General features: G+C 47.2%; 20 protein-coding genes and 1 pseudogene. 15 read left to right on the top strand and 6 right to left on the bottom strand.

The annotated features are described in order from the left end of the window. Together BY454_RS16910 and BY454_RS15170 are read right to left on the bottom strand one after the other, a co-directional pair. Positions 1-454: pseudogene (locus tag BY454_RS16910) on the bottom strand (hypothetical protein); the annotation flags it as partial. Then, complete coding sequence (locus BY454_RS15170) at positions 444-1,268, bottom strand: TnsA endonuclease N-terminal domain-containing protein (RefSeq protein WP_104417427.1); 825 nt, start codon at positions 1,266-1,268, stop codon at positions 444-446. The pseudogene BY454_RS16910 and the gene BY454_RS15170, both read right to left, overlap by 11 nt. A gap of 399 nt (positions 1,269-1,667) precedes the next feature. On the opposite strand from BY454_RS15170, the gene BY454_RS15175 reads away from it, so the two are divergent. The 15 genes from BY454_RS15175 (at position 1,668) to rfaH (ending at position 18,084) form a co-directional block, all read left to right on the top strand. Then, positions 1,668-2,126 carry a hypothetical protein gene (locus BY454_RS15175; protein WP_104417428.1) on the top strand — a complete coding sequence of 153 codons (459 nt, stop codon included), beginning with the start codon at positions 1,668-1,670 and terminating at the stop codon, positions 2,124-2,126. Next, entirely contained in the window at positions 2,123-3,112 is a 990-nt protein-coding gene (locus tag BY454_RS15180; protein WP_104417429.1) for an NAD-dependent epimerase/dehydratase family protein, read from the top strand. The genes BY454_RS15175 and BY454_RS15180 overlap by 4 nt, the downstream gene beginning before the upstream one ends. Before the next feature lie 201 nt (positions 3,113-3,313). Further along, entirely contained in the window at positions 3,314-4,249 is a 936-nt protein-coding gene (locus BY454_RS15185; RefSeq protein ID WP_104417430.1) for a glycosyltransferase, read from the top strand. Positions 4,250-4,253: 4 nt separating this feature from the next. Then, complete coding sequence (gene rfbB / locus BY454_RS15190) at positions 4,254-5,312, top strand: dTDP-glucose 4,6-dehydratase (protein WP_104417431.1); 1,059 nt, start codon at positions 4,254-4,256, stop codon at positions 5,310-5,312. Further along, the gene (gene rfbD / locus BY454_RS15195; RefSeq protein WP_104417432.1) at positions 5,309-6,208 is read left to right on the top strand and encodes a dTDP-4-dehydrorhamnose reductase; all 900 of its coding nucleotides are present in this window, start codon (positions 5,309-5,311) and stop codon (positions 6,206-6,208) included. The genes rfbB and rfbD overlap by 4 nt, the downstream gene beginning before the upstream one ends. A 4-nt stretch (positions 6,209-6,212) precedes the next feature. Beyond that, positions 6,213-7,094, top strand: coding sequence for a glucose-1-phosphate thymidylyltransferase RfbA (gene rfbA, locus BY454_RS15200; protein WP_104417433.1), 882 nt, complete (start codon positions 6,213-6,215; stop codon positions 7,092-7,094). Next, positions 7,094-7,642 (top strand): dTDP-4-dehydrorhamnose 3,5-epimerase, encoded by a 549-nt coding sequence (gene rfbC / locus BY454_RS15205; RefSeq protein WP_104417434.1) that lies wholly within the window; start codon positions 7,094-7,096, stop codon positions 7,640-7,642. Before rfbA ends, rfbC begins: the two co-directional genes overlap by 1 nt. Continuing rightward, positions 7,639-8,478 carry an ABC transporter permease gene (locus tag BY454_RS15210; RefSeq protein WP_104417444.1) on the top strand — a complete coding sequence of 280 codons (840 nt, stop codon included), beginning with the start codon at positions 7,639-7,641 and terminating at the stop codon, positions 8,476-8,478. Before rfbC ends, BY454_RS15210 begins: the two co-directional genes overlap by 4 nt. Beyond that, on the top strand, positions 8,468-9,820 hold the full coding sequence (locus BY454_RS15215; RefSeq protein ID WP_181049721.1) for an ABC transporter ATP-binding protein: 1,353 nt from the start codon (positions 8,468-8,470) through the stop codon (positions 9,818-9,820). Before BY454_RS15210 ends, BY454_RS15215 begins: the two co-directional genes overlap by 11 nt. Further along, the gene (locus BY454_RS15220) at positions 9,820-10,785 is read left to right on the top strand and encodes a class I SAM-dependent methyltransferase (RefSeq protein ID WP_104417435.1); all 966 of its coding nucleotides are present in this window, start codon (positions 9,820-9,822) and stop codon (positions 10,783-10,785) included. Before BY454_RS15215 ends, BY454_RS15220 begins: the two co-directional genes overlap by 1 nt. Positions 10,786-11,275: 490 nt before the next feature. Next, positions 11,276-12,598: an ATP-grasp domain-containing protein gene (locus tag BY454_RS15225; RefSeq protein ID WP_104417436.1), complete on the top strand. Its 1,323-nt coding sequence runs from the start codon at positions 11,276-11,278 to the stop codon at positions 12,596-12,598. Beyond that, positions 12,591-13,718 (top strand): DegT/DnrJ/EryC1/StrS family aminotransferase, encoded by a 1,128-nt coding sequence (locus BY454_RS15230; protein WP_219820656.1) that lies wholly within the window; start codon positions 12,591-12,593, stop codon positions 13,716-13,718. Before BY454_RS15225 ends, BY454_RS15230 begins: the two co-directional genes overlap by 8 nt. Positions 13,719-13,727: 9 nt before the next feature. Then, positions 13,728-15,851 carry a glycosyltransferase family 2 protein gene (locus BY454_RS15235; RefSeq protein WP_181049722.1) on the top strand — a complete coding sequence of 708 codons (2,124 nt, stop codon included), beginning with the start codon at positions 13,728-13,730 and terminating at the stop codon, positions 15,849-15,851. A 97-nt stretch (positions 15,852-15,948) separates the two neighbouring features. Continuing rightward, positions 15,949-17,610: a glucose-6-phosphate isomerase gene (gene pgi / locus BY454_RS15240; protein WP_104417438.1), complete on the top strand. Its 1,662-nt coding sequence runs from the start codon at positions 15,949-15,951 to the stop codon at positions 17,608-17,610. Positions 17,611-17,631: 21 nt separating this feature from the next. Further along, positions 17,632-18,084, top strand: a complete 453-nt coding sequence (gene rfaH / locus BY454_RS15245; RefSeq protein WP_104417439.1) for a transcription/translation regulatory transformer protein RfaH — start codon at positions 17,632-17,634, stop codon at positions 18,082-18,084. 9 nt (positions 18,085-18,093) lie between these two features. On the opposite strand, the gene BY454_RS15250 is transcribed toward rfaH, so the two are convergent. From BY454_RS15250 to BY454_RS15265, 4 genes are all read right to left on the bottom strand, one after another. Beyond that, a complete protein-coding gene (locus BY454_RS15250) occupies positions 18,094-19,749 on the bottom strand; it encodes a Tn7-like element transposition protein TnsE (protein ID WP_146082725.1) in 1,656 nt (551 codons plus the stop codon). After that, a complete protein-coding gene (locus BY454_RS15255) occupies positions 19,685-21,238 on the bottom strand; it encodes a TnsD family Tn7-like transposition protein (RefSeq protein ID WP_104417441.1) in 1,554 nt (517 codons plus the stop codon). Before BY454_RS15255 ends, BY454_RS15250 begins: the two co-directional genes overlap by 65 nt. Before the next feature lie 5 nt (positions 21,239-21,243). Further along, positions 21,244-22,905: an AAA family ATPase gene (locus BY454_RS15260; protein ID WP_104417442.1), complete on the bottom strand. Its 1,662-nt coding sequence runs from the start codon at positions 22,903-22,905 to the stop codon at positions 21,244-21,246. After that, positions 22,902-24,575: integrase catalytic domain-containing protein (locus tag BY454_RS15265; protein WP_104425570.1), on the bottom strand; the 1,674-nt coding region annotated here is incomplete at its 5' end. The genes BY454_RS15265 and BY454_RS15260, both read right to left, overlap by 4 nt.

The raw sequence follows: 24,575 nt of genomic DNA on the forward strand, positions 1-24,575 counted from the left end.
GTGGCAGCTTTGCCGTGGAATCAGTGGCAGCTTTCGCGTGGAATGGGTGGCAGGCTTCGTCTGGAATCAGTGGCAACCTTGGTCTGGAATACGCACAGAAACGGCGAAGAGCACGAACAATGAACAGGCGAGGTCGTCCCGATTGTTCGACCGCCAATCTTATGAGTTCATTCCGCGTTTTCTTCTCGAATAAAGCTTCATGCTTCTCGAGTAGGGGCTTCAGTGCAGATACTGCTTCATCACGCTTTTGCGCAGCTAATGTGCCTTCCTGGACTGAAGGGATCGGGAAAGGGTCTGTGGTTTCCTGGAAGTCTTCCAGCTCTTCTGACGTTAATGTAAACGGCCAAGCATTCTGATCATCAACATCAATCACCTGATAATTTTCAAGGTTGGTGAACAGAACTCGGATTCTCTGCTCTGAAACAGGAGCTTGTAGAACTGTATTAATTTGCATGACTTAACCTCCATTGTGTAGAGGCCACGCCATCAAAAACGAGTTCTGAGCATTTCCAGTCGTGATATGCTTTTTGAAGTGGTGCTTTTATTTGTCGTGTTGCTACCCCATACCGCAGCATTTGCACATGTGAACCAGGCTCAAGCCCATATTCATCATCCAAGCGAGCACAACACCTCGTAGCTTTTTGCTCAGAATAGGTAGCAAGCCTAGTAATCAATTCTGTAGAGCTGGAATCCTCTACCTCACTACTGAACTGCTCCCAGCGAATGTCGGCAAGAGCAGGCCTGATCCACTGAAGGTTCTCTTTGAGAGAAGGAGATACTTCTCGGTCAGTGAATAGCTTCCATCCAACGCCAGCTTGCTCCCAATAGGCCTTTTCAATTTGTAACTTTTCTATCGTCCGGGCTTTGCCCAATTCTGAGACAGGCTTTACTGCGATGGCCAAGGGAGGGCCCTCACGGAAATCCACCAGCAAATCCGTAGTTACAATCTTGAGCTTTCCTCTGATTTGCGGATGCTTGATGCCCATTTCGGCGCACAAGCGAATTGTCTCCTCCAGCGGAAGTGGAAATTGCTCTCTGATATCCGCTGTATCGTGATACCAGTCGAAGATGCTAAAGGCAGCAAACTCAATACCGGAAAGAAGATGGTGAATACGCCCGGTCACGCGACCAGGGGCCCGGACACTTTCACCGGAACTGCTAAGGTCCTGGATCTGGATGAAAGGCTTATAAGATGCACCGAAGCCATGACCTCGGGCTTTCAGCTTTTTCTGATCCGATGCATCTAGCGGTTTGTTAGCGTCCGACACAACTCCCTCCTGTCAGGGAAAGCAGGAGAGAGTTTTGTATCAGACTTTACAACAAATGATCAAACTTTATTTATTTTAATCAAACTTTATTTTTCACCGATAGGATTGTAGTAGCATAAAAAAGTTGGTAACAAAACGACTCTCCAAGCCTCAATTCATCGCACCTTTCTCAACTAAAAAATAAATAAAGTTGGTAACTTTTGAAGGGGTCAGGCCAAAACCCGCCAAAATCCATGATAAAAAAGTTGGTAACTTTCTGGAAGTCTGCGGGAAGCTTCCAAAGCATGCTCCTTTATGGGAGCATGCACCATCAATGGAAACAGCCTCTTAGCCAAGTATGGCAACCGGCAACTCCTCGCCATCTTGCCATGTAAACCACATTCAGTTCACGCCTGACCAATGATTGATCTTACTGCCGGCACATCGATAACTGTACTTCTTCTTGTCACAGGCCTGCTGGCAACGGCGGCAGTTCGCGCTTGGGCCAACCATCGTAATTTGCTAGTAATTCCCAGTGATCGCTGCTCACACGAAATCCCCACCCCACATGGCGGTGGCATCGCCATTGCCATACTGATCATCACGCTTGGAATCCTGGCTCTTGCTTTTAGTTGGCTGCCTGATCAAGCCTCCGCGTGGGCGTTTATTGGTTTGGGGGCAGCCATTCTATCCCGAAAACTTGGCGGTCATTTGCCCGTCACGCTCGGATACGGCGCTATCATCATCGTGTGCCTGATGCCCCTGTCATGGCTGGCAAGCATTAACCCAGACTTGGGGGTTGGCCTATTCATCACCACTTTCACAATCGCATGTGTAATTGCCTATAAGCTCGGATGCGGTAGGCCAGAGGTCGCATGAAAGAAGCATCAATCGCTATAACCGGAGCCTCCGGCTTCATTGGCAATCATCTTTTAAGGGAACTGAAAGCTGCCGGGTTGCCAGTATTTGGCATCACTCGCTCCGGCTCGAATGAAACCCGTGCCGTTGGTGATTTAGGCGACAAGCCTCAATGGGAAAAATGTTTACAGGGCGTTGATACCGTCGTCCATTGTGCCGCAGTAGCGCATAGGCCCCTGACCGACGACGCGAAAGAAATTGAGTATCTCTACCGGGTAAACGTAACAGCCGTTCAAACCCTTGCGGACGCCTGTTTGAAAATGGGCGTACGCAGGCTGATATTTCTGAGTTCAGTAAAGGTCTATGGCGAATCGACGTCAGAGCGTTCACCTTTCAAGGAAACTGATCCTCTGGCACCTGAAGATCACTATGGACTCACCAAGCAACAGGCTGAAGCCATTGTCGATGGATATGCTGATCAAGGCCTCCAGGTCTGCTCACTCCGACTACCATTGGTATACGGGGCGGACGCCAAAGCTAATTTTCTCAAACTGAAAAAGCTGGCGCTATCTGGCCTACCATTACCACTCGCAAGCATAACCAATCGTCGCAGTCTGTTGAGCCTGCAAAACCTCACTGTGGTGCTCAATGAGCTACTCGCCGAGCAAAACTGGCCCTACAGATATATAAATGTCGCCGATCCGGAGCCAATTTCAGTTCCCGATCTTGTGCGCTTGATCGCCCAGACCGAAGGCAGAAAAAGCCGACTGTTTCCGATGCCCGTCCCTCTTCTCTATCTGGCCGCAAAACTGGCATCTCGCCAAAGCATTGTCGAACGTCTGGCTGGCGACCTTGAGATGGACACATCCCTGATACGTCAAGCGCTACCCTCTGCGAAGCTGGAAAGCACAAGCTCTTGTCTGATTACTGAGCAAACCGGGAAACATAAACAAACACTTACCAACTTGCGTCGCCAGACCAGTCACGTAGAATCAAGCCGCTTTTGATTACTAAGCTCGCTAATCGGACAGGGATGCCGTTAGAGACTGCCTCCTACTGCCCCTTCCTCACCGAGCTATAAAATCCATATTTCTTGAGCCTCAAAACGCTGAACTCTGGTTGGCGGGGCGGTAGCGTGTTTAATCATTGGCGCTATCCGCGGCACTTCGCGCTTCCCCGCCCATAACATACACAGACACCATAATCTCATGCCTTCAACAGACAATAAGAACAGGGTTTCCGTTGTTTTATGCACATACTGGCCCTCTGATTTTCTGCCAGCTCAATTACAATCTATTGCCAGGCAGACACTTCAGCCAACTGATGTATTGGTATCTGATGATAGTGGTGACAGAGCCGTCGAGGAGAGCATACAGCGTCAGTTGACGGAGGCCGGCCTTAAAAACACTCGCGTAATCGCTGGTCCGAGACGCGGTTTCGCGGCCAACTTTTTATCCGCCCTAATGCGCAGTGATTTGAAGGGTGATTTTTTTGCTTTTTGCGACCAAGACGACATCTGGCTGGAAGATAAGCTAGAAGCAGCTATTACGCGTCTAGCTCAGATTCCACCCGATACCCCAGGACTCTATTGCTCCAGGACATTGCTTGTTGACGAGGAAAATAACGACATTGGCCCCTCCGCCCCCTGCAGGAGTGCTCCCAGCTTTTCAAATGCTCTCGTCCAAAGCCTGGCAGGCGGAAACACCATGGTTTTAAATCGAGAGGCCCGCAATCTAGTAGTGGCGGCCGGGCAACTAGAGGTAGTCAGCCACGATTGGTGGGTATATATGCTGGTTTCTGGAGTAGGAGGGCAGGTAATTTTTGATGACACGCCAAGGCTCAGATATCGCCAACATCAAAGCAATGTCATTGGCTCTAACAACTCCATTGCCGGCCAAATGGTTCGCGTCAAGATGCTATTTAGGAACCGATTCAAAGACTGGAATCAGCGCAATATTTCTGCCCTTGAGAACGCCCGCCATTTGTTACTGCCAGAGAACCAAAAACAACTGGATAAGTTCATTGCCGCGAGGTCAGGGCTCTGGTTTCTTCGAGTGTTGAAATTGCGAAAGTCCGGGGTTTACAGGCAAACCAAAATCGGAACAATCGCGCTCTTCGTTGCAACAATAGTTGGGAAAATATGAGCTTATGAGTATCTTAGTCACCGGCGGGGCCGGATTCATTGGAAGTAATTTCGTCCTGGAGTGGCTAGCTCATTCCGACGAGACAATCATTAATCTGGACAAACTGACTTACGCAGGAAACTTGCAGAACCTGTCCTCTCTTGAGGGCGATGATCGACATATTTTTGTGCGCGGAGACATTGGCGATCAAAACCTAGTCAAGGACCTACTTGAAAAGCATCAGCCTAGAGCAATCATCAACTTTGCCGCAGAAAGTCATGTTGATCGCTCCATTCTGGGACCGGATGAGTTTGTTCAGACAAATATCGTGGGAACCTTTCGTTTGCTCGAAACTGTCCGCAGTTATTGGGGAAACCTAACTGGAGAAGCAAAAGAGGACTTTCGATTCCTTCATGTTTCCACCGATGAAGTGTATGGAACGCTTACGGAGACAGAGCCGGGCTTTACAGAAAATCACCCGTACCAGCCAAATAGCCCTTACTCGGCAAGTAAAGCTGCAAGTGACCACTTGGTTCGCTCCTATTTTCATACTTATGGTTTACCGGTGCTCACCACTAATTGTTCCAACAATTACGGGCCGTACCATTTCCCTGAGAAACTAATTCCTTTGATCATCCATAATGCCCTGGCAGGGAAACAGCTGCCGATTTACGGCGATGGCCAGCAAGTAAGGGACTGGCTTTACGTGACTGATCACTGTTCGGCGATACGAACGGTTCTGTCGAAGGGCGAACCTGGCGAAACCTACAATGTAGGCGGCTGGAACGAAAAGCCAAACCTGGAGGTGGTGCAAACTCTTTGTTCAATACTTGACGAGCTCCAGCCCTCAGAAAGCGGCAAGCCTTACTCTGATCAGATCACTTATGTGAAAGATCGTCCCGGCCATGACCGCCGTTACGCTATAGACGCCCGAAAGCTTCAACGAGAGCTGGGCTGGACACCTGGGGAGACGTTTGAAACAGGCATTCGCAAAACAGTTGAATGGTATCTCAATAATCAGGACTGGGTAGAGAACGTCACCAGCGGCAACTACAGGGATTGGATGGAGGCACAATACTCATGACAATCTTATTGTTTGGCGGGAACGGGCAGGTAGGAACTGAGCTTCAGAGAACTCTTCTACCGCATGGTGATCTTGTCGTTCTGAGGCGCTCCGATGTAGACCTGACTAACAATGCAGCTATTAAAAGCGCCATAAAGGAACTCAACCCCGCCGTTATAGTTAACGCGGCAGCTTATACAGCCGTTGATAAAGCCGAGTCGGAGCCTGACCTCGCAGCTTCAGTAAACAGCGATGCCGTGGCGACCATGGCCGAGAGCGCCGGAGATAGTGGGGCTTTACTGATTCACTATTCCACAGACTACGTGTTTTCCGGTGAAGGAAGTGGGCCTTACAAACCTGAGGATGCAGCTAACCCTAAGAGCGTATACGGTCTCACCAAACTCAAGGGTGAACAAGCTATCCAAGCCAGCGGCTGCAATTATCTTATTTTTCGCACCAGCTGGGTTTATTCCTCGCACGGTAATAATTTCGTCAAAACGATGCTGCGTCTTGGCAAGGAAAAAGATCAACTTCGAGTTGTCGCAGATCAAACTGGTGCCCCCACATCGGCGGAACAAATTGCTGATGTAACGTCGCTTGCGTTATGCGGCTACCGAACTGGTAGTTTGAAAGATGGTATTTATCACCTTACAGCGGGTGGTGAAACTACATGGCATGGTTTTGCTTTCCATGTGCTAGGCACAGCACGGAAGCTTGGTCTGTGTTTACAGATCTCCCCCGAGAATATTGTTCCCATCCCTACTTCGGAGTTTCCAACTCCAGCAAGCAGACCTGCAAACTCCCGCATGAGTAATACAGCTTTAGAATCTGCGCTTCAGATCCGCATGCCCGACTGGAGGCTTCACGCCGACCGGGTAGTTCAGCAGTTAATCGAGAAGCAAATCGATAAAAGGTAGTAAAATGGCACGAAAAGGAATAATTCTGGCTGGGGGATCAGGCACTCGCCTGCATCCATCAACATTGGCAATCAGTAAACAGCTTTTGCCTGTTTATGATAAACCTATGATCTATTACCCGCTGAGCACTCTGATGCTGGCCGGAATCCGAGACATTTTGATCATCTCCACTCCACAAGACACACCCCGCTTCAGACAGCTTCTTGGTGACGGTTCACATTGGGGGCTGAATATCTCGTATGCGGTGCAGTCCTCACCAGACGGGCTAGCCCAAGCCTTCGTGATTGGCGAAAAATTCATTGGCAATGACCTCTGCGCACTGGTACTGGGCGACAACATCTTTTACGGGCACCACTTCAACTCGCTTCTAGAGAGCGCCATGACGCGTGAACAAGGGGCAACCGTGTTCGCATACCACGTGCAAGATCCGGAGCGTTATGGTGTCGCAGAATTTGATGAGGACAATAAGGTACTCTCGCTAGAAGAGAAGCCAACACGGCCAAAATCTAATTACGCCGTCACCGGACTCTACTTTTACGACTCCCAGGTCGTTGAAATGGCGAAAAGCCTGAAACCATCGCATCGTGGTGAGCTGGAAATCACCGATCTTAATCGCTTGTACTTGCAGCAAGACCAACTAAATGTGGAAATCATGAGCCGTGGCTATGCATGGCTGGACACTGGTACACACGACTCGCTGCTGGACGCCAGCCAATTCATCGCGACCCTTGAGCACCGCCAAGGGCTGAAAGTAGCCTGCCCGGAAGAAATCGCCTATCGGCGGGGCTGGATCAGCGCCAATCAATTAGAGGAACTCGCACAACCCCTCCAAAAAAATGGCTATGGCCAATACCTAATGCGCACACTTCATGACAAGGTATTTTGATGAAAGCAACCCCTCTAGAAATTCCAGAAGTCATCCTGTTCGAGCCCAGAGTATTTGAAGACGACCGAGGCTTCTTTTTCGAAAGCTTCAACCAACGGCAGTTTGAAGATGCGGTGGGCCGGCAAGTGACCTTCGTGCAGGACAACCACTCAAAGTCTGCCCAGGGCGTCCTTCGAGGGCTGCATTATCAGCTCAACCCCCATGCCCAAGGCAAACTAGTCCGCGTGGTCCAGGGCGAAGTGTTCGACGTGGCCGTCGATATCCGTCGCAGCTCCTCAACATTCGGACGATGGGTGGGCGCAACATTGACCGCAGGCAACAAACGCCAGCTATGGGTGCCGGAGGGCTTTGCTCACGGTTTTATTACTCTGTCGGATACAGCAGAGTTCCTCTACAAAACCACCAATTTCTATGCACCAAAAAGCGAGCGAGCAATCATCTGGAATGACCCGGATATAAATATCCTGTGGCCAACCTGTTTGGAACCTCAGCTTTCCGGCAAAGACGGCACTGCTCCTCCATTCTTAAACGCTGAGGTCTTCGAATGAACCCACACGCACTACAACCGGTGTCGCCCAAGGCACTAGCACTATCCTGCTGGCAACACCGCAACTTGATCTCCCAAATCACCCGCCGAGAGGTGGTCGGCCGTTACCGGGGATCAATGATGGGTTTAGGGTGGTCTTTCCTTAACCCGGTGCTAATGTTGGCCGTGTTTACTTTTGTGTTTTCTGTAGTGTTCCAGGCCAAATGGGGCGTGGAAATGCAGGGCCAATCGGAGGGAAAGGGGGTATTTGCCGTTGTATTATTCATCGGGTTGATCGTCCATGGTTTGTTCGCTGAGGTACTGACCCGTTCCCCGGGATTAATTGTGGGCAACGTGAATTACGTAAAAAAGGTGGTCTTTCCCCTTGAAATCTTACCAGTATCCGCTGTACTTAGTGCGTTGTTCCATGCAGTCATCAGCATTGTAGTCTGGTTTACTGCCTATTTACTGATAATAGGGATACCTAGCTGGCAGATCATTTTCCTCCCGTTGGTACTGTTGCCCCTAGTGGTGCTATCGCTTGGAGTCAGTTATGTCCTGGCTTCACTAGGCGTATTCTTGCGTGACGTTGCTCAAACTATGGGCATTCTAACCACGGTTCTACTATTCATGTCGCCCGTGTTCTTCCCGATTGAACGCCTTCCTGCCCCTTACCGGCCGTTTTTTTTGATGAATCCGCTCACATTTATTATCGAGCAGGCCAGAGATGTGCTGGTTTGGCACAAGATGCCGGACTTCACAGGTTTAACTATTTATTTAGTTTGCGCACTCACTCTACTTTTTATCGGTTATGCTTGGTTTCAAAAAACCAGGAAGGGGTTTGCTGATGTGCTCTGACATCGCCATCCGGGTTGACAGTCTCAGTAAACGGTTCGAAATATTTGATCAGCCACGTGATCGACTCAAACAAATGCTTATTCCAAGAATTCAGAGGGGGCTGGGAAAACCTCCTTCTCAATTCTTTAAAGAATTTTGGGCCCTAAATGATGTCTCTTTAGAAGTGAGGCGAGGCGATACAGTGGGCATCATAGGCCGTAACGGCAGTGGGAAGTCAACCTTGCTTCAGATCATTTGCGGTACGCTCACGCCCACACTTGGAAGCGTTGAAGTCAAAGGCAAAGTAGCAGCGCTGTTGGAGCTTGGCTCTGGGTTTAACCCTGAGTTCACAGGCCGCGAAAATGTCTACCTTAATGCTTCCCTCTACGGTCTTACAGACGAACAAGTGCATGAGCGTTTCTCAAGTATCGAAAATTTCGCCGAAATTGGAGAGTTCATCGATCAACCAGTTAAAGCATACTCTAGCGGTATGATGGTAAGGCTGGCCTTTTCAGTTATCGCACACGTGGATGCCGACATCCTCGTAGTAGACGAGGCTTTATCAGTGGGGGATGCGATCTTCACGCAGAAATGCATGCGTTTTATTCGGTCCTTTCAGAAAAGGGGCACCCTTCTGTTTGTAAGTCACGATGCCTCCGCTATCCAGAACCTGTGCAAGAGTGCGATCTGGTTAAGCAACGGCAAAGTGCGTAAGACCGGCTCAGCGACAGCAGTTTCTGACGCTTATTTCAAGTATAGCTTACAGGAAATCTATGGCAACGAAGCTAAACTGATCGACTTGGATAACGAACGATCACATGATAATTCCTTTGCAACGGAGCAAGAGGAATTAAGAGATAACATTCAGATATACGATAGCGAATACACTATAAAAAACAATTTGTGCGATGCAAACGGATGGACTACAGGAAAAGCGAAAATCACTTCCGTTGAAGTACTGGACGTATCCGGCAAGGCCCTTACCTTGTGCCAAGGTGGAGAGTATGTTCGAGTCAGGATATGTGCAGAAGCTTACTGCAATTTCCAACAACCGATATTGGGATTTTTGGTCAAGGACCGGTTAGGCCAAGATCTATTCGGAGAAAATACGTTGCCATTTACAGCAATAGAGCAGAAGCCTGTACAGGCAGGCCAAAAAATTACAGCCGAGTTCGGCTTCGAGCTTCCAATGTTACCTGATGGCCAATATGCGTTAATGAGTTCCTTCGCTGATGGGGATTTGCGGTCTAATGTACAACACCATTGGTTGCACGATGCTGCCATCATTCATGTCTCCTCAAGCAAGGTTCGCTGGGGCTTAGTGGGTCTACAATTTCGACAAATTGAACTGAAAATATCCTAATGAATAAGTTAAAATATTTATATGAACATCACAATGGAAAGGTGTCTGACAAATGGGAATTATACCTTGAAAAGTACGATAGAATACTGTGCGAGTATAGGTCCCATCCCATAAACTTACTAGAAATAGGTGTGCAAAATGGTGGCTCACTGGAGATATGGAGCAAATATTTTGAAGCTTCAAGCCAAGTAATTGGCTGTGACATAAATAGAGATTGCTACGATCTAGAATATGATTCGGACAATATATTCGTAATCGTCGAAGATTCAAACTCCGATCAGGCCGAGGATAAGGTAAAAAGCTTGGCCAATGGCTTTGATATAATTATTGATGACGGGTCTCACCATTCCGATGATATAATTAGATCGTTTGCGCGATACTTTCCTCTCTTAAAAGATGACGGTGTTTACATCATCGAAGACCTGCACTGTAGTTATTGGAAGAGTTATGAAGGCGGAATCTATAATTTATATTCATCTATGTCATTTTTGAAAAATTTATCCGACTACGTAAATCGCGAGCATTGGCAGCCGGAAGACGAAAATTTTATAAACCCCATATTAGACCAACTATGTAAAGTTGATGCGAGTATAGATGATGATCAGCTGAAAAAATTACACTCGATAGAGTTTGTTAACTCCATGTGTATTATTAAAAAACGTCCAGTTAAAAACAATACGCTGGGTCGTCGGTTTATTGTTGGACAAGATAATAGCGTTAAAAATTTGGACGCTCACCAATTTAAAGGTCTGAAGGTATCAAAAGAGGAGTTGGACGTTCAGGAGCAAAGCCCGATTTCTACAATTCGAGCTTATCAAAATGAACGTTCATTAATGGCCGAAAAGTTGGAAAATCTTGAATCAGAACTCCATGGTATCTATCAATCAAATAGTTGGAAATATACTTCACTTTTCCGTTTGGCATCGCGAATAATCAAAAAAATGGTACCCAACCAATTGCGATAGTCCACCACTTTGATGATACGAATGAATCCATAATCTCCAGAATGGCCGATAATACGACCGCCATTAACCGAATATGGATTTTGCCAAGATGTGTAAGGTTACCTTCGCAGTAAGCGGGTATCGGATCAATGAACGAAATGCCCAGTGCGAGATCGTTATGAAACGGATGGACCAGCTGACTCACTGAGAAGCGGTCGTCCTATTATTGATTAATCGCAAAGTGCCTTAATTCAAGGAAAATGCCGAGTACTGATAATCTCAAAAACAAAAGACAAGCCGGCAATCACTCAAAAGCAGGAGAACCATTTAGGTATATCAACAGGGGTTCGGCGTCAGTAAGCTCCGCCAAAGCGGACTGGAAAAGTTCACGGTTAGTCAAACGCTACCCTTGACCAATCAGCTAGGTATTGAATTTCCCTCCACCTTTGTGTATGCCGGTATTTTCGTTAATTGGCTATACAGCCGCATCAAAGTTTTCTTAGGAGTCCGGATGAACAATTCAAAATCGAAAGTTCTAGTGTTTCCTGCCGGTTCGGAAATAGGTTTAGAGATTGAAAGATCATTAAGAAACAATAACCACTTTGAGGTTTTTGGCGCAACGACTGTCTCCAATTACAGCCAGGTGGCATACAACAATTTGTTTCACCTTCCGCATATAACCGACCCCAATTTCCCAAATGAGATAACAAAGCTTATTCGGGAGCAGGAGATCGATTTCGTTTTCCCAGCACATGATGACGTTGTGGAAGCACTTCCGAAGTTAAAAGAGAAGGGGTTAATTCCTGATAAGGTCATAATTTCAGGTAGCTCGCCCTTTGTTTGTTCTTTAGCAAGATCAAAGATAAAAACTTATGATCATCTGCAAGGGGTTGTGAAGGTACCGAAGACCTTTAATAAAGAGTATGTAGACGAAGCAGATTTCCCATTGTTCAGTAAACCTGATCGAGGCCAAGGTTCAAAAGGCGTCTTTAAAATAAACAATTTTAAAGATCTAGAAAGGGTAAGCCCCACCGATTTGGTGTGTGAATATTTGCCAGGTGATGAATACACTGTAGACTGTTTTACTGACCGACACGGCATTTTACGTTTTTGCCAGCCAAGAGTAAGGCAACGGACGTCGAATGGTATTTCTGTTTCATCGAAAGAAGTCAGAAGTGAAGATCTCGCCGAGTTTCTTGATTTCGCTGACAAGCTGAATTCAAAGGTACGTTTTCGAGGAATTTGGTTTTTCCAAGTTAAACGTAACATCAAAGGCGAACTGACGTTGTTAGAAATGGCACCAAGAGTAGCCGGGGGAATGGGCTATAGTAGAATAAAAGGCGCTAATCTACCATTGCTTTCACTGTATGACCATCAAGAAAAACAAATAGAAGTATTTACGAACAGCTGTCAGTTGGTCAAAGAATCATCACTCCAGCACCGCTATCTCATCAACGGCACAGTTGAAGCTATATATCTTGATCTTGACGACACATTAATTCTTGGCACAAAGGTAAATTCAGAACTCATAGCGAAAGTTTATTCGTGGAAAAACGCCGGAGTAAAAGTTTTTTTATTAACACGCCACTTGCATGTGTTTTCGGAGACAGTTATGAAATGCTTAGCCCGGCACAATATATGCCCAACGTTGTTTGATGATATTATTGATGTACCAGCAGGCAATAAGAAATCTAACTATATTAAAGAGAAGTCAGCAATCTTTGTTGACGACTCACATTCCGAACGAAGTGAAGTCAACTCCCGCCTTGGTATTTTGGTATTCGATTGTCAGCAGGTATGTGAGGTAGTTTTTGAGGACAATCTAAATGGATAATTCACACCCGATATACGTGGCCTCGCCAATGTTGCCAGAGCTTTCAGACCTTACGTCCGTTCTTGAGGGCATTTGGCAAAGTGGGTATGTGACTAATCACGGGCCTTTACATAATCAGCTAGAGCAGGAGCTGTCAAATCTCCTCAACGTTCCAACTGTTAGGCTTTTTAATAATGGCACTATAGCACTCCTCACTGCCCTAAAAATGTTTGACTTTCCAAAAGGGTCTGAAGTCATTACTACGCCCTTTACGTTTGCAGCTACCGCTCACGCTATATCCTGGAATGAACTGGTTCCGGTTTTCGTGGATGTTGATCCAGTTTCGATGACACTTGACCCAAAGTCCGTTGAGCGCGCGGTTACCGATAAGACAGTAGCCGTTTTGCCAGTTCATGTTTATGGAAACGTGTGTGATATTGAAGGTATCGATAAAGTCGCGAAGAAGTATGGACTGAAAGTGATCTATGATGCTGCCCACGCCTTTGCAGTTGAGATTGATGGTGTACCGATCTCCAAGTTTGGAGATGCTACAATATTTTCCTTCCACGCAACTAAGTTATTTACAACAATTGAAGGTGGCGCTATTGCTACCAACTTTGAAGGCGATGCTCAAACGATTTACATGTTGAGAAACTTCGGAATAAAAAACGAAAATGAAGTAGTTTCGATTGGGATAAACGGAAAGCTGAATGAAATTCAGTCTGCTATAGGATTACTTAATCTTAAGCAGTTTCCTGCAGAGAAAAAATCTAGGGCTCTGCTTAGAGCAGAGTACGATAAGATTTTTTCGCAAATTGATGGCGTAACTGTCCAGTCGTTTTCTTCCAATGTGAAGAAATCAGAGCAGTACTATCCCCTATTAATAGATGAAACTATATCCCCATTCTCCCGAGATGATTTATATGAGGCACTTAAGAGAAAGGCTATCTTTTGTCGTAAATATTTTTCACCTATCTGTACTGAGTTTGAACCCTACCGCCATTTTCCCGTGATTAGTGAAGCTTCCGTCCCGACTGTTTATACTATAAAGGATCAAGTTCTATGCCTACCTTTTCACAGCAAGGTAGAACCTGGTCATTTGCATATGATCAAAAGTGTAGTTGACGACTTCTTACGATAGGTGTTTCTTGTGACAGATGTGACCATAATATTGCCCATTCACAATGCAGAAAGTTTTATTCGTCGGACAGTCATGAGCCTGTTGAAAGCCGAGCCCGCCGGCATCGAGGTCATATGCGTTCTAGACTCTTGCACTGACTCAACTGAGAGTATATTGATCGATTGTTTTCAGAGCTGTGAGTTTGAATCCTATAAAATTATATCGGTTTCTTACGGTTCTACCGCGTTGTCAAGAAATAGAGGTATTGTTGAATCTTCTGGAGAGTTTGTCGCCTTTCTTGATCACGACGACATTGTTGATAACGCACTTTATAGTCGTGCCTATAAAGCGGCGACAACGTCTTTTTGTTGTGATGTTGTAAGGTCGGGCTACTCAATTAACTGGCAGGACGGTTCCGTAGAAGTTATTGACAAGCTTCCGTCTATATACGCATATCCTTTTCGCGGTATCTTTATATGGAATGGCATCTTCAGAAGAAGCTTTCTGTTAAAAAACGGTATAAAATTTATACCTGGATATGGTGAAGATTATGAGTTTAATCTGGCGCTGCTATATCATAGAGCCCATCAAATCTCTCTGACCTCAAAAAATGTTTATTACCAGTGGAATCATCATGGGTCTAATTTACACAAAAAACGTACAGCTTATGATTATTTGACTCGCTTATCATCAATGATAAAAAATTACGGCCCTTTTCTTAATGATTCACAAAAAATAAATAAAGAGTTCATGTCTTGGGCTTCTGACTATTTTGTTCATTTAATTAAAACGGGCCACGCCGAAGGGCTTGCTGAAGCATACTTTGCAAATGATTTGGTTAGATATTTTTTGAAGGATATCAGTGTTAACGATGTCAAATCATTATCTCATTACCGTTTATTGAAATCTCCAGATAAATCTTCATTCATCGTTGAATCGAAAAAATTTACTACGCCTATCGTGATAGCAAAAAAAGCAAAAGCTAGATTTGCTTTAAGATCGTTAAAATCTTATTTTCATAAACTGAGCCGCGCGTTAAGTTATGTTCGTCAAAACGGTACATATAAGTTCCTAGATTTGGTCTACAAAAGGTATTCGAGGTTTAATCTTTCTAACAGCTTTGCTTTTTTAGGACATAGGGACAAGGCAGATGTAAGAGTAGAAGAATTTAGGGAATCGAAAAAACAGTCGGTAATTTTTTACGTCTTCGCGCGTGAATTCATTTCGGGCGGCCTGATCTCGATATTCGATATTGGAGAAAAATTGAGGAACATGGGATATGAGGTTCTCTTCGTTGCCCAGCCTTCTTTGTTTACCGCTCAACAGAATAACCTTTTCCCGAATTCCGAAGTTATTGTTCCATGGCGTAGATTAACAAAGTCTGATTGGAATAAATGTAATATTTTGATGGTTCCTGAGGTAAAAGTAGAGGAACTAGTATCCAAGCTATCCAGAAACAGGATTTCTTGTGAAAAGATCAAAATGAATATTTTGAACCAGAACAACGATCTGATGCCTAAAAAATCAGTGATTCGCTCTTTGATCGACAGATTCAAGTCGGTATCTATTACCACTGCTCACGAAGCTTACTCATCTCAAACCTTTTCTGATTTCTGGGAAGTGCCATTATCGCATATATCAACTTATATGTCATATGACGACTATTTCCCAGTTCCATTTTTAGAAAAGCAAGATGTTATAATTCTCTCTCATGACGCCAACCATTTTAAATCTTCGATTTGTGAAAATTTGATCAGCAAGTGTTCTAGGTATCAATTTGTGGAAATACTTGGATTTAGATATGAAGATTATAAAACCATAGCTGAGCGGGCGAAATATTCTGTTACGTTCGGTGAAGGCTTAGACAATTACTTTATTGAGTCGATATTTTTTGGTGGTTTAGGGTTTGCCGTTTTTGATCCGGTTTTTATGACCGACCATTTTCTAGAATTGGACAACATTTTCACTTCTTTTTCGGATATGGAGCGGCGCTTACCTACTCTAATTAATAGGTTAGAAAAGGATAATGAATACAGGAAAACCTTGTGGGAAAAAAACTACTATTTACTTAAAGGAATGTACGATTCGAATTACTACCGCAGTAAACTTTCATCGTTCATGTGTGGCGAATTCGATTATTATCCGAAGAACTGATTGTTTAATCCGTATGAGTGATTGACCGCTTATTGAAAAAACGGATTAACGAGCCCATGGCGGACTCACAGCCAGCGATATGGACTCTGGAAACTAAATGCATAAATTATACGCTACAAACCGCCAACTAGAACTGCAAGCGCAGAATCTAAGACGGCAAACTCTTAGTGAACTGCTATGCGGTGCAGATAAAAGCGTCAGAGCTGAACGTCTGCAATTTTATTTTGATTCTATACATCTCGATGCCAGTAAGCAGCGCCTGACTGAAGAAACATTAGAATTGCTTCTGGAGTGGGCCCTACAATGTGGCGTTGAGAAACAGCGGGACGATCTCTTCGGAGGCAAAGCGTTAAACACCTCGGAAAATAGAGCCGCTTTGCATTTTTCTGCTCGCTGGCCAATTAATGCATCCGCACCTCAGTCTATTTTCGGGACGGTAAAGTTTTGTGCAGAACAGCGCCAGAAAATGGCTCACTTGGTTCAACAGATACATTCAGGCAAGTGGCGAGGCGTTACAGGAGAACCGATAACTGATATTGTACATATTGGTGTAGGTGGCTCAGATCTTGGCCCCAAATTGGTCAGTGAAACTTTGGGTGACGCTGGTGAAAGGCGTATAACTTCTGCTCATTATGTTTCAACTATGGATGGGTCGCAGCTTCTACCGTTGATGCAAACCTTAAACCCCGCCACAACTCTGCTAGTCCTCGCCTCCAAGTCATTTTCCACAGTCGACACCCAATTTAATGTCCGCACTGCCCTTGCATGGTTATCTGAGCAATTAAGTATTAGCACTGAGGAGCTGCGCAAACATCAGGTATTGGGTGTATCTGCTCGACCGGAAAGAATGGACGCATTCGGAATACCAGAGTCTCACCAGCTCCAATTTCCTGAAACCATAGGTGGGCGCTTTTCAGTCTGGTCTGCTATCGGTGTAAGTGTGGCATTAGAGCTAGGCATGGAAACATTTGAGACCTTGCTGTCTGGTGCTCACGCTATGGATCAGCATTTCCAGAAAGCTCCTTCCGCCCAAAATCTGCCTATTTTGCTCGGCATAATAGGAGCTTGGAACACTCAATTCCTGAAGATACCAACCCATTTGGTTCTTCCATACGATGGTCGGCTCAACAAGTTACCGCCATACCTTCAACAGCTAGAGATGGAATCCAATGGTAAAACTGTCCGGGCAGGCAGCAGTCAGGCATCTCAAGTTACATGCCCGATTATATGGGGAGACATTGGGCCAAATGCTCAACATGCATTTTATCAGTTAGTGCATCAAGGTAGTCACGAGGTTAGTGCTGACTTCATTGCCGTCGCGAAACGGACTACCAACGCTTCCTGCTCAGTCTCAGAACATCTAGTGGCCCAAACAAAGTTGACGCTCGCCAATTGTATCGCACAATCTCAATTATTTGCTTTAGGTGACGATGCCATAACTGGGAATTTAGCTGCTACAACAGATAAGGGATATAGAGGTAATCAGCCAAATACTGTAATTATTTTGGAAACCTTGGACGCCTGGAGTTTAGGAGCACTACTGGCATTATATGAACACAAAGTATTTGTACAATCCATTCTATGGGGCATAAACCCCTTTGATCAACCAGGGGTTGAGCTCGGCAAGAAGCTATCGACGAGCTTATATCAAGTGTTTTCTGGAAATAGAACGGCTTCCGAAGTCTTCTCTGGCGATTTGGTTGATGATTCAAGCACTCGCCTATTAGTTGAGAGAGTGCTTCTTATGGCAAGAAATTAAAACCCTTAAAGGAGCGAATTGATGGCCTGGCACGCCGTGCAGTATAAGTCTGGACAAGGAAGCCGAGCTCTTGCCAACCTGGAAAACCAGAATATTCGATGCTTTCATCCGGAAGTTCCAATCGAACGGATCGTTAATCGCAAACAAGTCATTCGGTCCGAGCCTTTATTTTCCGGCTATATCTTTATCCAGATGGATAAGGATGACCCTTCCTGGAAGAAACTTCATTCAACCCGGGGCGTGCTTCGGGTATTGAGTTTTGGCGGAAAGCCCGGGGTGATACCCGATGAAGTGATCGACTATATTGCTGATACTCTGGAAACCGTCCAGTCAGCAGGTGGCTTGAGAAAAGGAGAGGCTGTGTGTGTCCGAGAGGGGCCATTCAGTGGGCTGGAGGCTATTTTCCAGTCTTACGACGGTGAGGAGCGCGCTATTGTTCTGATCTCCTTCATGCAAAGCCAAGGGTCAGGTTAAAGCCCGGATTTACGGCAACCGAGTATTATGTAGTTCAGCAAGTGAATCATAGACCCTGCCCATCCAACGATTCAATGCAGTAGTGCCTGTTGGGCTCAGGCTTGATGTGATGTTTTGTTGATGCGAAATTCGTCGAAACCCAGCAGGAAAGTCCTGTTTCAGCTTCTTATCGGTAGGCCAGCGTAAGGAAGCCTTCACCAGCGACCTGCCCAATATCGAAAGCTTTGGGTACCAATCGTATTTTCCAGGTGGTTGTTTCAGGAGCAGTGTGGAGAGTCTTGCTTCAGACTCTACGGTATCAACCTCCACCAAAGCATAATTCTGGTTTTGATATCTCAACACACGGTAGAACAAGTATCTTGGGTTGCCATCTGGCAGTCGATATTTCGAGTGCCCTTTCACCACCGGTAGTGGGATCATTTCTTCAGCGACGATTCTGCAACCTTTGATCTCCAATAGGTCGCTCATGGCCATAAATGCTTCAAATTTGTGGGTGAATAGATGTGAATCCTCACTCTGGTCATCAATGCCATCAGCAACACCGGCTGGTACCTCTCCCCGAACGGTTGGCTCGTCGGTACTGACATCGGTTTGGCCATTGGCCGGATCATCAACGCCTTCCTCTGATATTCCCTTCCTGGCACCGGACCGGCGTCGACCATCCGAAGGCTTGCGGGTGGTATAAGCAGGTTCGGAGAACTCCAATTCTACTTCCGGAACCTCCAGAACGTACTCATCTGCATCGGTAGTTGGCAGCTCGTCATCATCAATCTCCGGCGGGCCACCCGTTCCCCCTCTTTCTGTAGAACTCCCTTTTTTCCCTGCTTTTTGCTCCGTGAATTTCGGATCGAAGAACTCAATCTCTTTCGGGATCTGGCTGCTCAGATTTTTAAGACTATGGATTTCGTACACGAAGAAAAGCTCGGACTCTCTCACGTACTGGCCCCGCACCTTCATTTTCACATTTTCCAAGGGCGGGGGATCGAAACGGAACGGCCAGTACCGGCGACCATTTCTAACTTCGCCCTCCGTCAGCTGGTATTGGGCGATGCTTTGAAACGAGTTCCGAACCTTTTTATCCAGTAGAAGCCACGCCAGCATTCTTCGTTGGCTGGGGTTACCTCGCACTACCATGGGCAGAGAGCTACTTGGCAAGATATGAATCTCTGCTCTATTCGCGTCCTCACCCACCTGAACGTCGAACTCCTCGTCTAGTCCATTTGGGTTCATTGCCAGGCGGGTCAGATAGGCCGAATGGAAAAAAAGAGCCCGGGCCAGTTCAATTTGTGGAAGGAAAAACTGTGTATCGCCGGCTTTAAAGCTAAAACACCATTGCTGCAGGTCTCCCTGCCTGCGAATGTTTACTATTGGACAGTCGGCTATCCGGCAAGGTGACCAGGTGCCGGTAGTGTTTATTTTTAAGTCCTTTTCATAGCCGGCCACCTTGGAGCCTCCGGCCTTTGTCGCATTTAACACACGCCGTCTCGGTATCAGGCCCAGCTGCGATACGCCAAACTTTTCCTTTTCTTGGGCAGGATCCAGCTTTACCTCGATGTACCAGTTTGGATTTCGCAGGTCACGAACCATGGAGCCGATTTCTTTAACCTGGCTGTTGTCCTTGATTCCTTTGATCGTTGGTGTCTTCTTGGTTCTCTTCGAGGCCATGCAAGTAATCCCGTGCTTGGTCGGTAAGCCGTGTTTCACTGAGCCCGGCGATACGGATTAAACGCCAACGTGGTGGGTGCTGGAACTCATTCTTTAATTCCCACCAAGCGTTTCTCAGCCGCCGTACCTGGTATTCGGGAACGCTTTCGGTATAGCGTGCGAGCAATCGCCGGGTTCGTGGCAACCGGTCGAGTTTCTTTTCCAGCGTGGAGAGCTTACCCAGTTGTTTCAGCAAATACGTTTGTGAATGCCGGGGGCCGCGTGGGTCCGCACGCAAAAACCTGAGAATTTCCCGAAGCTTGGTTAAATAATGCCGGTCTCGCTGCCGCCAATCAACTCTCGGTTTTCTTTTAAGAACCTGTGTTCGTGGTTGAGCTTGATTGACCTGCTTCAGCCACAATCGATCATACCGATACAACCGGGCGTAAAGCGCCGGGGCCGCCACACGGGCCTTTTTCGGTGGCTGGTCTACCAGCATTTTTATCCAGTCGTGCTGATCTGACGTTAAACCGTGTTTAGCCTCCCCGGTTGGCTCTGATGGCTCTGGAGGCAAGTGCAAGGGCAATTCTCTGACACTCTCAATAACATCGGTAATGGACCAGCACTCTGGCATCAACGCATGGTGAACAATAATGTGCTGAAGGTAGCTGAAGGATTTCCGATGCTTCCGGAAAATTGCTCGTAGCCAGCAGTAATTTGAGTTCTGATCTATCCCCAAACCGTATCGCCGCAAAAAGCTTGTAGCCCAGCGGGCTGAAACAGACTCGGCAATAGCAGCATGGTCAATGTGAGTCCGGCCGCGAATAAAGCCCGACTGCTGAGCCAGCCGATAGTAGTGGGAAGACCACTGTTCATAAGTCGGTGAGGTAGCCGGTCGTTGTTCCAATAGCTGCCGAACCTGAGTTAGAACCATCTCTGATTCGTTACGAGGAGGTTTTTGAGGGAATAGCGGACAAGTGTCTGGCGAAGCGTCATGGTAGCGGTGCTGATCCACTAAGGGGCGGGTAATGGCCGTGTGTATGAGTTCGCCGTGCTTCTCACAACAGTCCACTCCGGCTATCTGCCACTCCCGCTTCCAGAAATACTCTCCAAAGATACGTTGTTGCTCTTTGAGACACCCGGGACAATATCGAACATGGCCAGGCACTTTCACAATCGATGCGGGGACACCCATCGCCAGGTGGACCGCACCCCGGGATTCTCCAGCCATCCATGCCAGGCACCGTTTGCGGCGTTCTTCCGGTATAAATGGGGCATACAAGGGGAACAGGGTGTGGCAGTAGGCAATCACTTCAACACTATAACCAGAGGGCAACCACCGAGTAATCCTCGATAGTTGATTGGGCAAATCCAGCGTTGCGATGACGTTGCGGTTACCATACACGTCATCCAGCAATTCCTTAGGACTAATAATCCCCTCCCGAATGCCGGCCCTGGCCACTGTGCTGTATATCAGTTCTCCAGGGTACGGAACCGGGAAGTTCAGCATGGCAGCTATGCCTGGTTACCAGAACCCAGCCACTGGTCGCTGTTAAAAACGAGACCCGATTGACGTGCGGCATCCAGCATTTCGTCCTCGTTTGCCGCTTGGGAGTGCATAAAGCGCAAATCATCTGAGTCAAGGGTGTGCCATTCTTTCACTTTGATCGATTTGATTTTTTGCTTTTCCGTCACCGGTAGTGTCTGCTCGGAAGACTGGTACCATTTAAGAATGATCGGCATCAGGTCTTTTAGCTCTAGGTCAGGATGCTCCTCGAACGCTCGTTGAATTAACGGTTCCAAAAGATCTGATTCATAGCCCATATCAACCAGCAGGTTGTGCAGTCGAATTGCCTGATCGTTGCCGTTGTACTGAACGGACTTCCGGATCTGGTCTTTGCTTGATTCCAGGAGGGTACTGAGCTCCAGAATCTTCTTATCCACATCAGGGATCGTGAGGTCTGAGTATTGGGCTATTTTGCTCGGGTCTCCGGAACGCAGAGCTTCCATCATCGGGTGTATCGGCTTCAGTTCATCGTGATAAACCTTTTTCATGATATTAGGCGTGATTCGTTCCGTGCCTGTTACAACCGCCCGGATCTGGGACAACACGAACAACTTGATGACAACATCCATGATGCCCTGAGACAGATCAAACCAAAGATCCCTTAAATCATCGGGCATAGTGTCACTGGCTTTGGTCAGCCACTGGTACTTCCAAAGCTTTTTCGTGAACGCGCCCCATTCGGTTCGATCTACATTTTCTTCAGCTGTGGGCTGGCGCAAGGGTTCCCATAATATGGAGCCAAACCCTGCCCCGCGCCGAGCAGACCGCAGGTCTGTTTCAAAAACAGGTCGAGCCTTTGGTGTTCCGACCATTACCACCGGCACGGAGATCTCGTTTACCAACGTTACGAAGAAGTTCAGCATTTTCTCCGCACCGCCGGAGGCGCGAACATTCAGGTGCTGTATTTCATCGATGACCAGTAAGCCAATCGCATAGGTGTTTGCCAGCTGCGACATCAATGCAATCATTGTTTCTACGCCGTGGCGCTTTTCGCCGTAACGCCGGACATAATCTGTTCCGAGAATGGAATCAATTTCTCGGAAGAAGTTATGGCATAGGCTCTTGAGCGCACCATCGTGGGGGCAGTCGATTTTCAGGAAAACAATCTGCGTGAAATTGTGTGCCGGGTGGTGAATCATCTGGGGATACGTTGCCAGAATACGGTTCAGAGAGCTGGTTTTCCCGGAACCTGAGCACCCAATAAATGCCAGGCTTTTCGCAGTCGACTCAACATGATCGAACCGGAATGCCTTCAAGTCTCCACTCTTGATGCGCTCATAGCCGTTCTGTAAATAGGCCGAAAGGTCGCCAGTAGCAATGTTTCGACCCACATATCCCTGGCGCAGCATGATCGAGACTTTTGACTCAAGCTCGATATGGCGTGCCAGCGGCTGAAAGAAGCCGTCCAGTAGCTGGGAAATGATATGAACCCGTGTCTGACCGTCCAGGTATATTTCCGTTGGTCGGAGCTCCATAGTCTCACTGAGACCGGCTATAAGCTGTTTACGGTCTGGAATTGGTGGTAAAGCCTCAATCAGTGGATTTCCATGATATGACGGTATCCCGGTGTCCTGGTAAACGGCAGTCACCATGCCTGAAGGTAAAGTCATTCATCGTCTCCAAACAGCTCATCCAGGAAATCCGGGAAGGCCCCATCGTCGGGTTTACCATGTAGGTAGGTTACATCAGATTTCGGTTTGCTATTGTCGGGCTGCCGGGCTTTTGTCTGTTCGGCCCTTTGAGCATCCCGCTCTTGCTTGCGATTATCTCGTATGCCCCTGACCGTTTCGGCTTTGGATTGCTGTTTGTTGATGGCGGGGCGGGAACGCTCGGCGTTTTTGATGGTGTTGATGACCAGATTTTCGAGATCCCGTTTACTGGTTGTCTCTGCCACTTTGGCGGCGCTCGTGGCTTTTCGCTGTTCTTCCTGGCTGGCCCATAACTCCCACATGGACTTACCACGAAACTGGCGTGAGCGATCGGTCAGAGAACACACCCAGTATTCCGAGCTGTCTTTTTCCGGGAACAGATAAATATGATCAGCCACTGCAGGATCGTAGGCGGCCTGAAGGCCGGTGACTTTGCGGTCTCCGTTACGGTGGAGCCAGCCGGAAGCCAACAACTCCTTCGATGTGTAGTAAGCACCAAAACAGCTGACCCCCAGATCAGAAAGATAGACTTTTTGACGCGGCAACAAAGCAATTCGCAGGGCTTGTTCCGATACGTTCTTCAACCGACCGGTTCGATTTTCTATGCCCCAATTCCAGATATTGAGCGGGGTTAACGCCATATCGTTTGGCATATCCGGATCACGGTCGTACTTCGACAACACGGCATATTGATTTCGGTGAAGAATCGAGGCGACCATGATTTGGGTGAAATCATCCAGAGTTAGCGTTGCATCCAGCCTGTAGTCCTTTCCGCCCTGCTTTCTGACTTTTGTGCCTGTTACCACACCGGGCGTAAACGGCTTGAATTCTGCTTGGAGGGTTCGGAAATAACGCTCGACAATGCCTTTTGCATCTCCCCGGTATGGCGGGGTGGTCTCAATGCGCACACCAAATGCTTTTTCCAGAGATTCAATCTGGTGCCCCAGTAATTCCCCACGGTCCGCGAGAATCGCATCTGGCACGCCAACGGTTGGCCACTGCTCCGGAGTAATCTCCGCGCCATAACGGGCACAGAGTTCACACTTGTCTGACATCGACGTAGCCAGAGCACTCATCGCCGTCACATAGGATGGGTTTTCCAAACCGATGTAGAAGCCGGCCACCATGCGGCTAAAAACATCTACGACCACATACAGAGTAGGACGACCGATGACTCGTTGCCGGTCGGCCGAGAGCAGGTAAACATCGGCAATCGTTGCATCAATTTCATACCTTGAGCCTGGCCCCGCCACTCCTGCTGTGGCAGTCCCTATTAAGGGCCGAATATCTTTTTGGTAGGAGATTTTGTTTGCCCTTAGGCGAATGCGGTCGGCGTTCTCATACTCTCGGTGATAGAAATATCTTAATTGAGTAATTGTTGGATAATCTTCGGGCTGCACATTCGGGTTGGCGGCCTCGAACATGTCGATGAATCGTCTATGGGCGTATGGCAGAGAATGGCCCTTGTCGTTCACATAGTAGCGATCAAGTACCAGACGGAACATCTTTTCGATGGAGGCATCAACGGTAATCCCTGTACCCGGTGAGGTTTTCCGGGGTCGACCCAGTTTCTTCTTGGAAACTTTTTTCTGCCCTTTTCCCCCGGATTTTCGGTAATCCGGCAACAGAGC

It is taken from the genome of Marinobacter persicus (assembly GCF_002934325.1).
Lineage (GTDB): Bacteria > Pseudomonadota > Gammaproteobacteria > Pseudomonadales > Oleiphilaceae > Marinobacter > Marinobacter persicus_A.

What these genes read in the sequence shown, in the direction of transcription:
- BY454_RS15255 (WP_104417441.1), bottom strand. Translation starts at nt 21,238, where the DNA reads ATGCTGAACTTCCCGGTTCCGTACCCTGGAGAACTGATATACAGCACA.
- BY454_RS15250 (WP_146082725.1), bottom strand. Translation starts at nt 19,749, where the DNA reads ATGGCCTCGAAGAGAACCAAGAAGACACCAACGATCAAAGGAATCAAG.
- BY454_RS15230 (WP_219820656.1), top strand. Translation starts at nt 12,591, where the DNA reads ATGGATAATTCACACCCGATATACGTGGCCTCGCCAATGTTGCCAGAG.
- BY454_RS15225 (WP_104417436.1), top strand. Translation starts at nt 11,276, where the DNA reads ATGAACAATTCAAAATCGAAAGTTCTAGTGTTTCCTGCCGGTTCGGAA.
- BY454_RS15185 (WP_104417430.1), top strand. Translation starts at nt 3,314, where the DNA reads ATGCCTTCAACAGACAATAAGAACAGGGTTTCCGTTGTTTTATGCACA.
- BY454_RS15180 (WP_104417429.1), top strand. Translation starts at nt 2,123, where the DNA reads ATGAAAGAAGCATCAATCGCTATAACCGGAGCCTCCGGCTTCATTGGC.
- BY454_RS15215 (WP_181049721.1), top strand. Translation starts at nt 8,468, where the DNA reads ATGTGCTCTGACATCGCCATCCGGGTTGACAGTCTCAGTAAACGGTTC.
- rfbC (WP_104417434.1), top strand. Translation starts at nt 7,094, where the DNA reads ATGAAAGCAACCCCTCTAGAAATTCCAGAAGTCATCCTGTTCGAGCCC.
- rfbB (WP_104417431.1), top strand. Translation starts at nt 4,254, where the DNA reads ATGAGTATCTTAGTCACCGGCGGGGCCGGATTCATTGGAAGTAATTTC.
- pgi (WP_104417438.1), top strand. Translation starts at nt 15,949, where the DNA reads ATGCATAAATTATACGCTACAAACCGCCAACTAGAACTGCAAGCGCAG.
- rfbD (WP_104417432.1), top strand. Translation starts at nt 5,309, where the DNA reads ATGACAATCTTATTGTTTGGCGGGAACGGGCAGGTAGGAACTGAGCTT.
- BY454_RS15260 (WP_104417442.1), bottom strand. Translation starts at nt 22,905, where the DNA reads ATGACTTTACCTTCAGGCATGGTGACTGCCGTTTACCAGGACACCGGG.
- BY454_RS15175 (WP_104417428.1), top strand. Translation starts at nt 1,668, where the DNA reads ATGATTGATCTTACTGCCGGCACATCGATAACTGTACTTCTTCTTGTC.
- rfaH (WP_104417439.1), top strand. Translation starts at nt 17,632, where the DNA reads ATGGCCTGGCACGCCGTGCAGTATAAGTCTGGACAAGGAAGCCGAGCT.
- rfbA (WP_104417433.1), top strand. Translation starts at nt 6,213, where the DNA reads ATGGCACGAAAAGGAATAATTCTGGCTGGGGGATCAGGCACTCGCCTG.
- BY454_RS15210 (WP_104417444.1), top strand. Translation starts at nt 7,639, where the DNA reads ATGAACCCACACGCACTACAACCGGTGTCGCCCAAGGCACTAGCACTA.
- BY454_RS15220 (WP_104417435.1), top strand. Translation starts at nt 9,820, where the DNA reads ATGAATAAGTTAAAATATTTATATGAACATCACAATGGAAAGGTGTCT.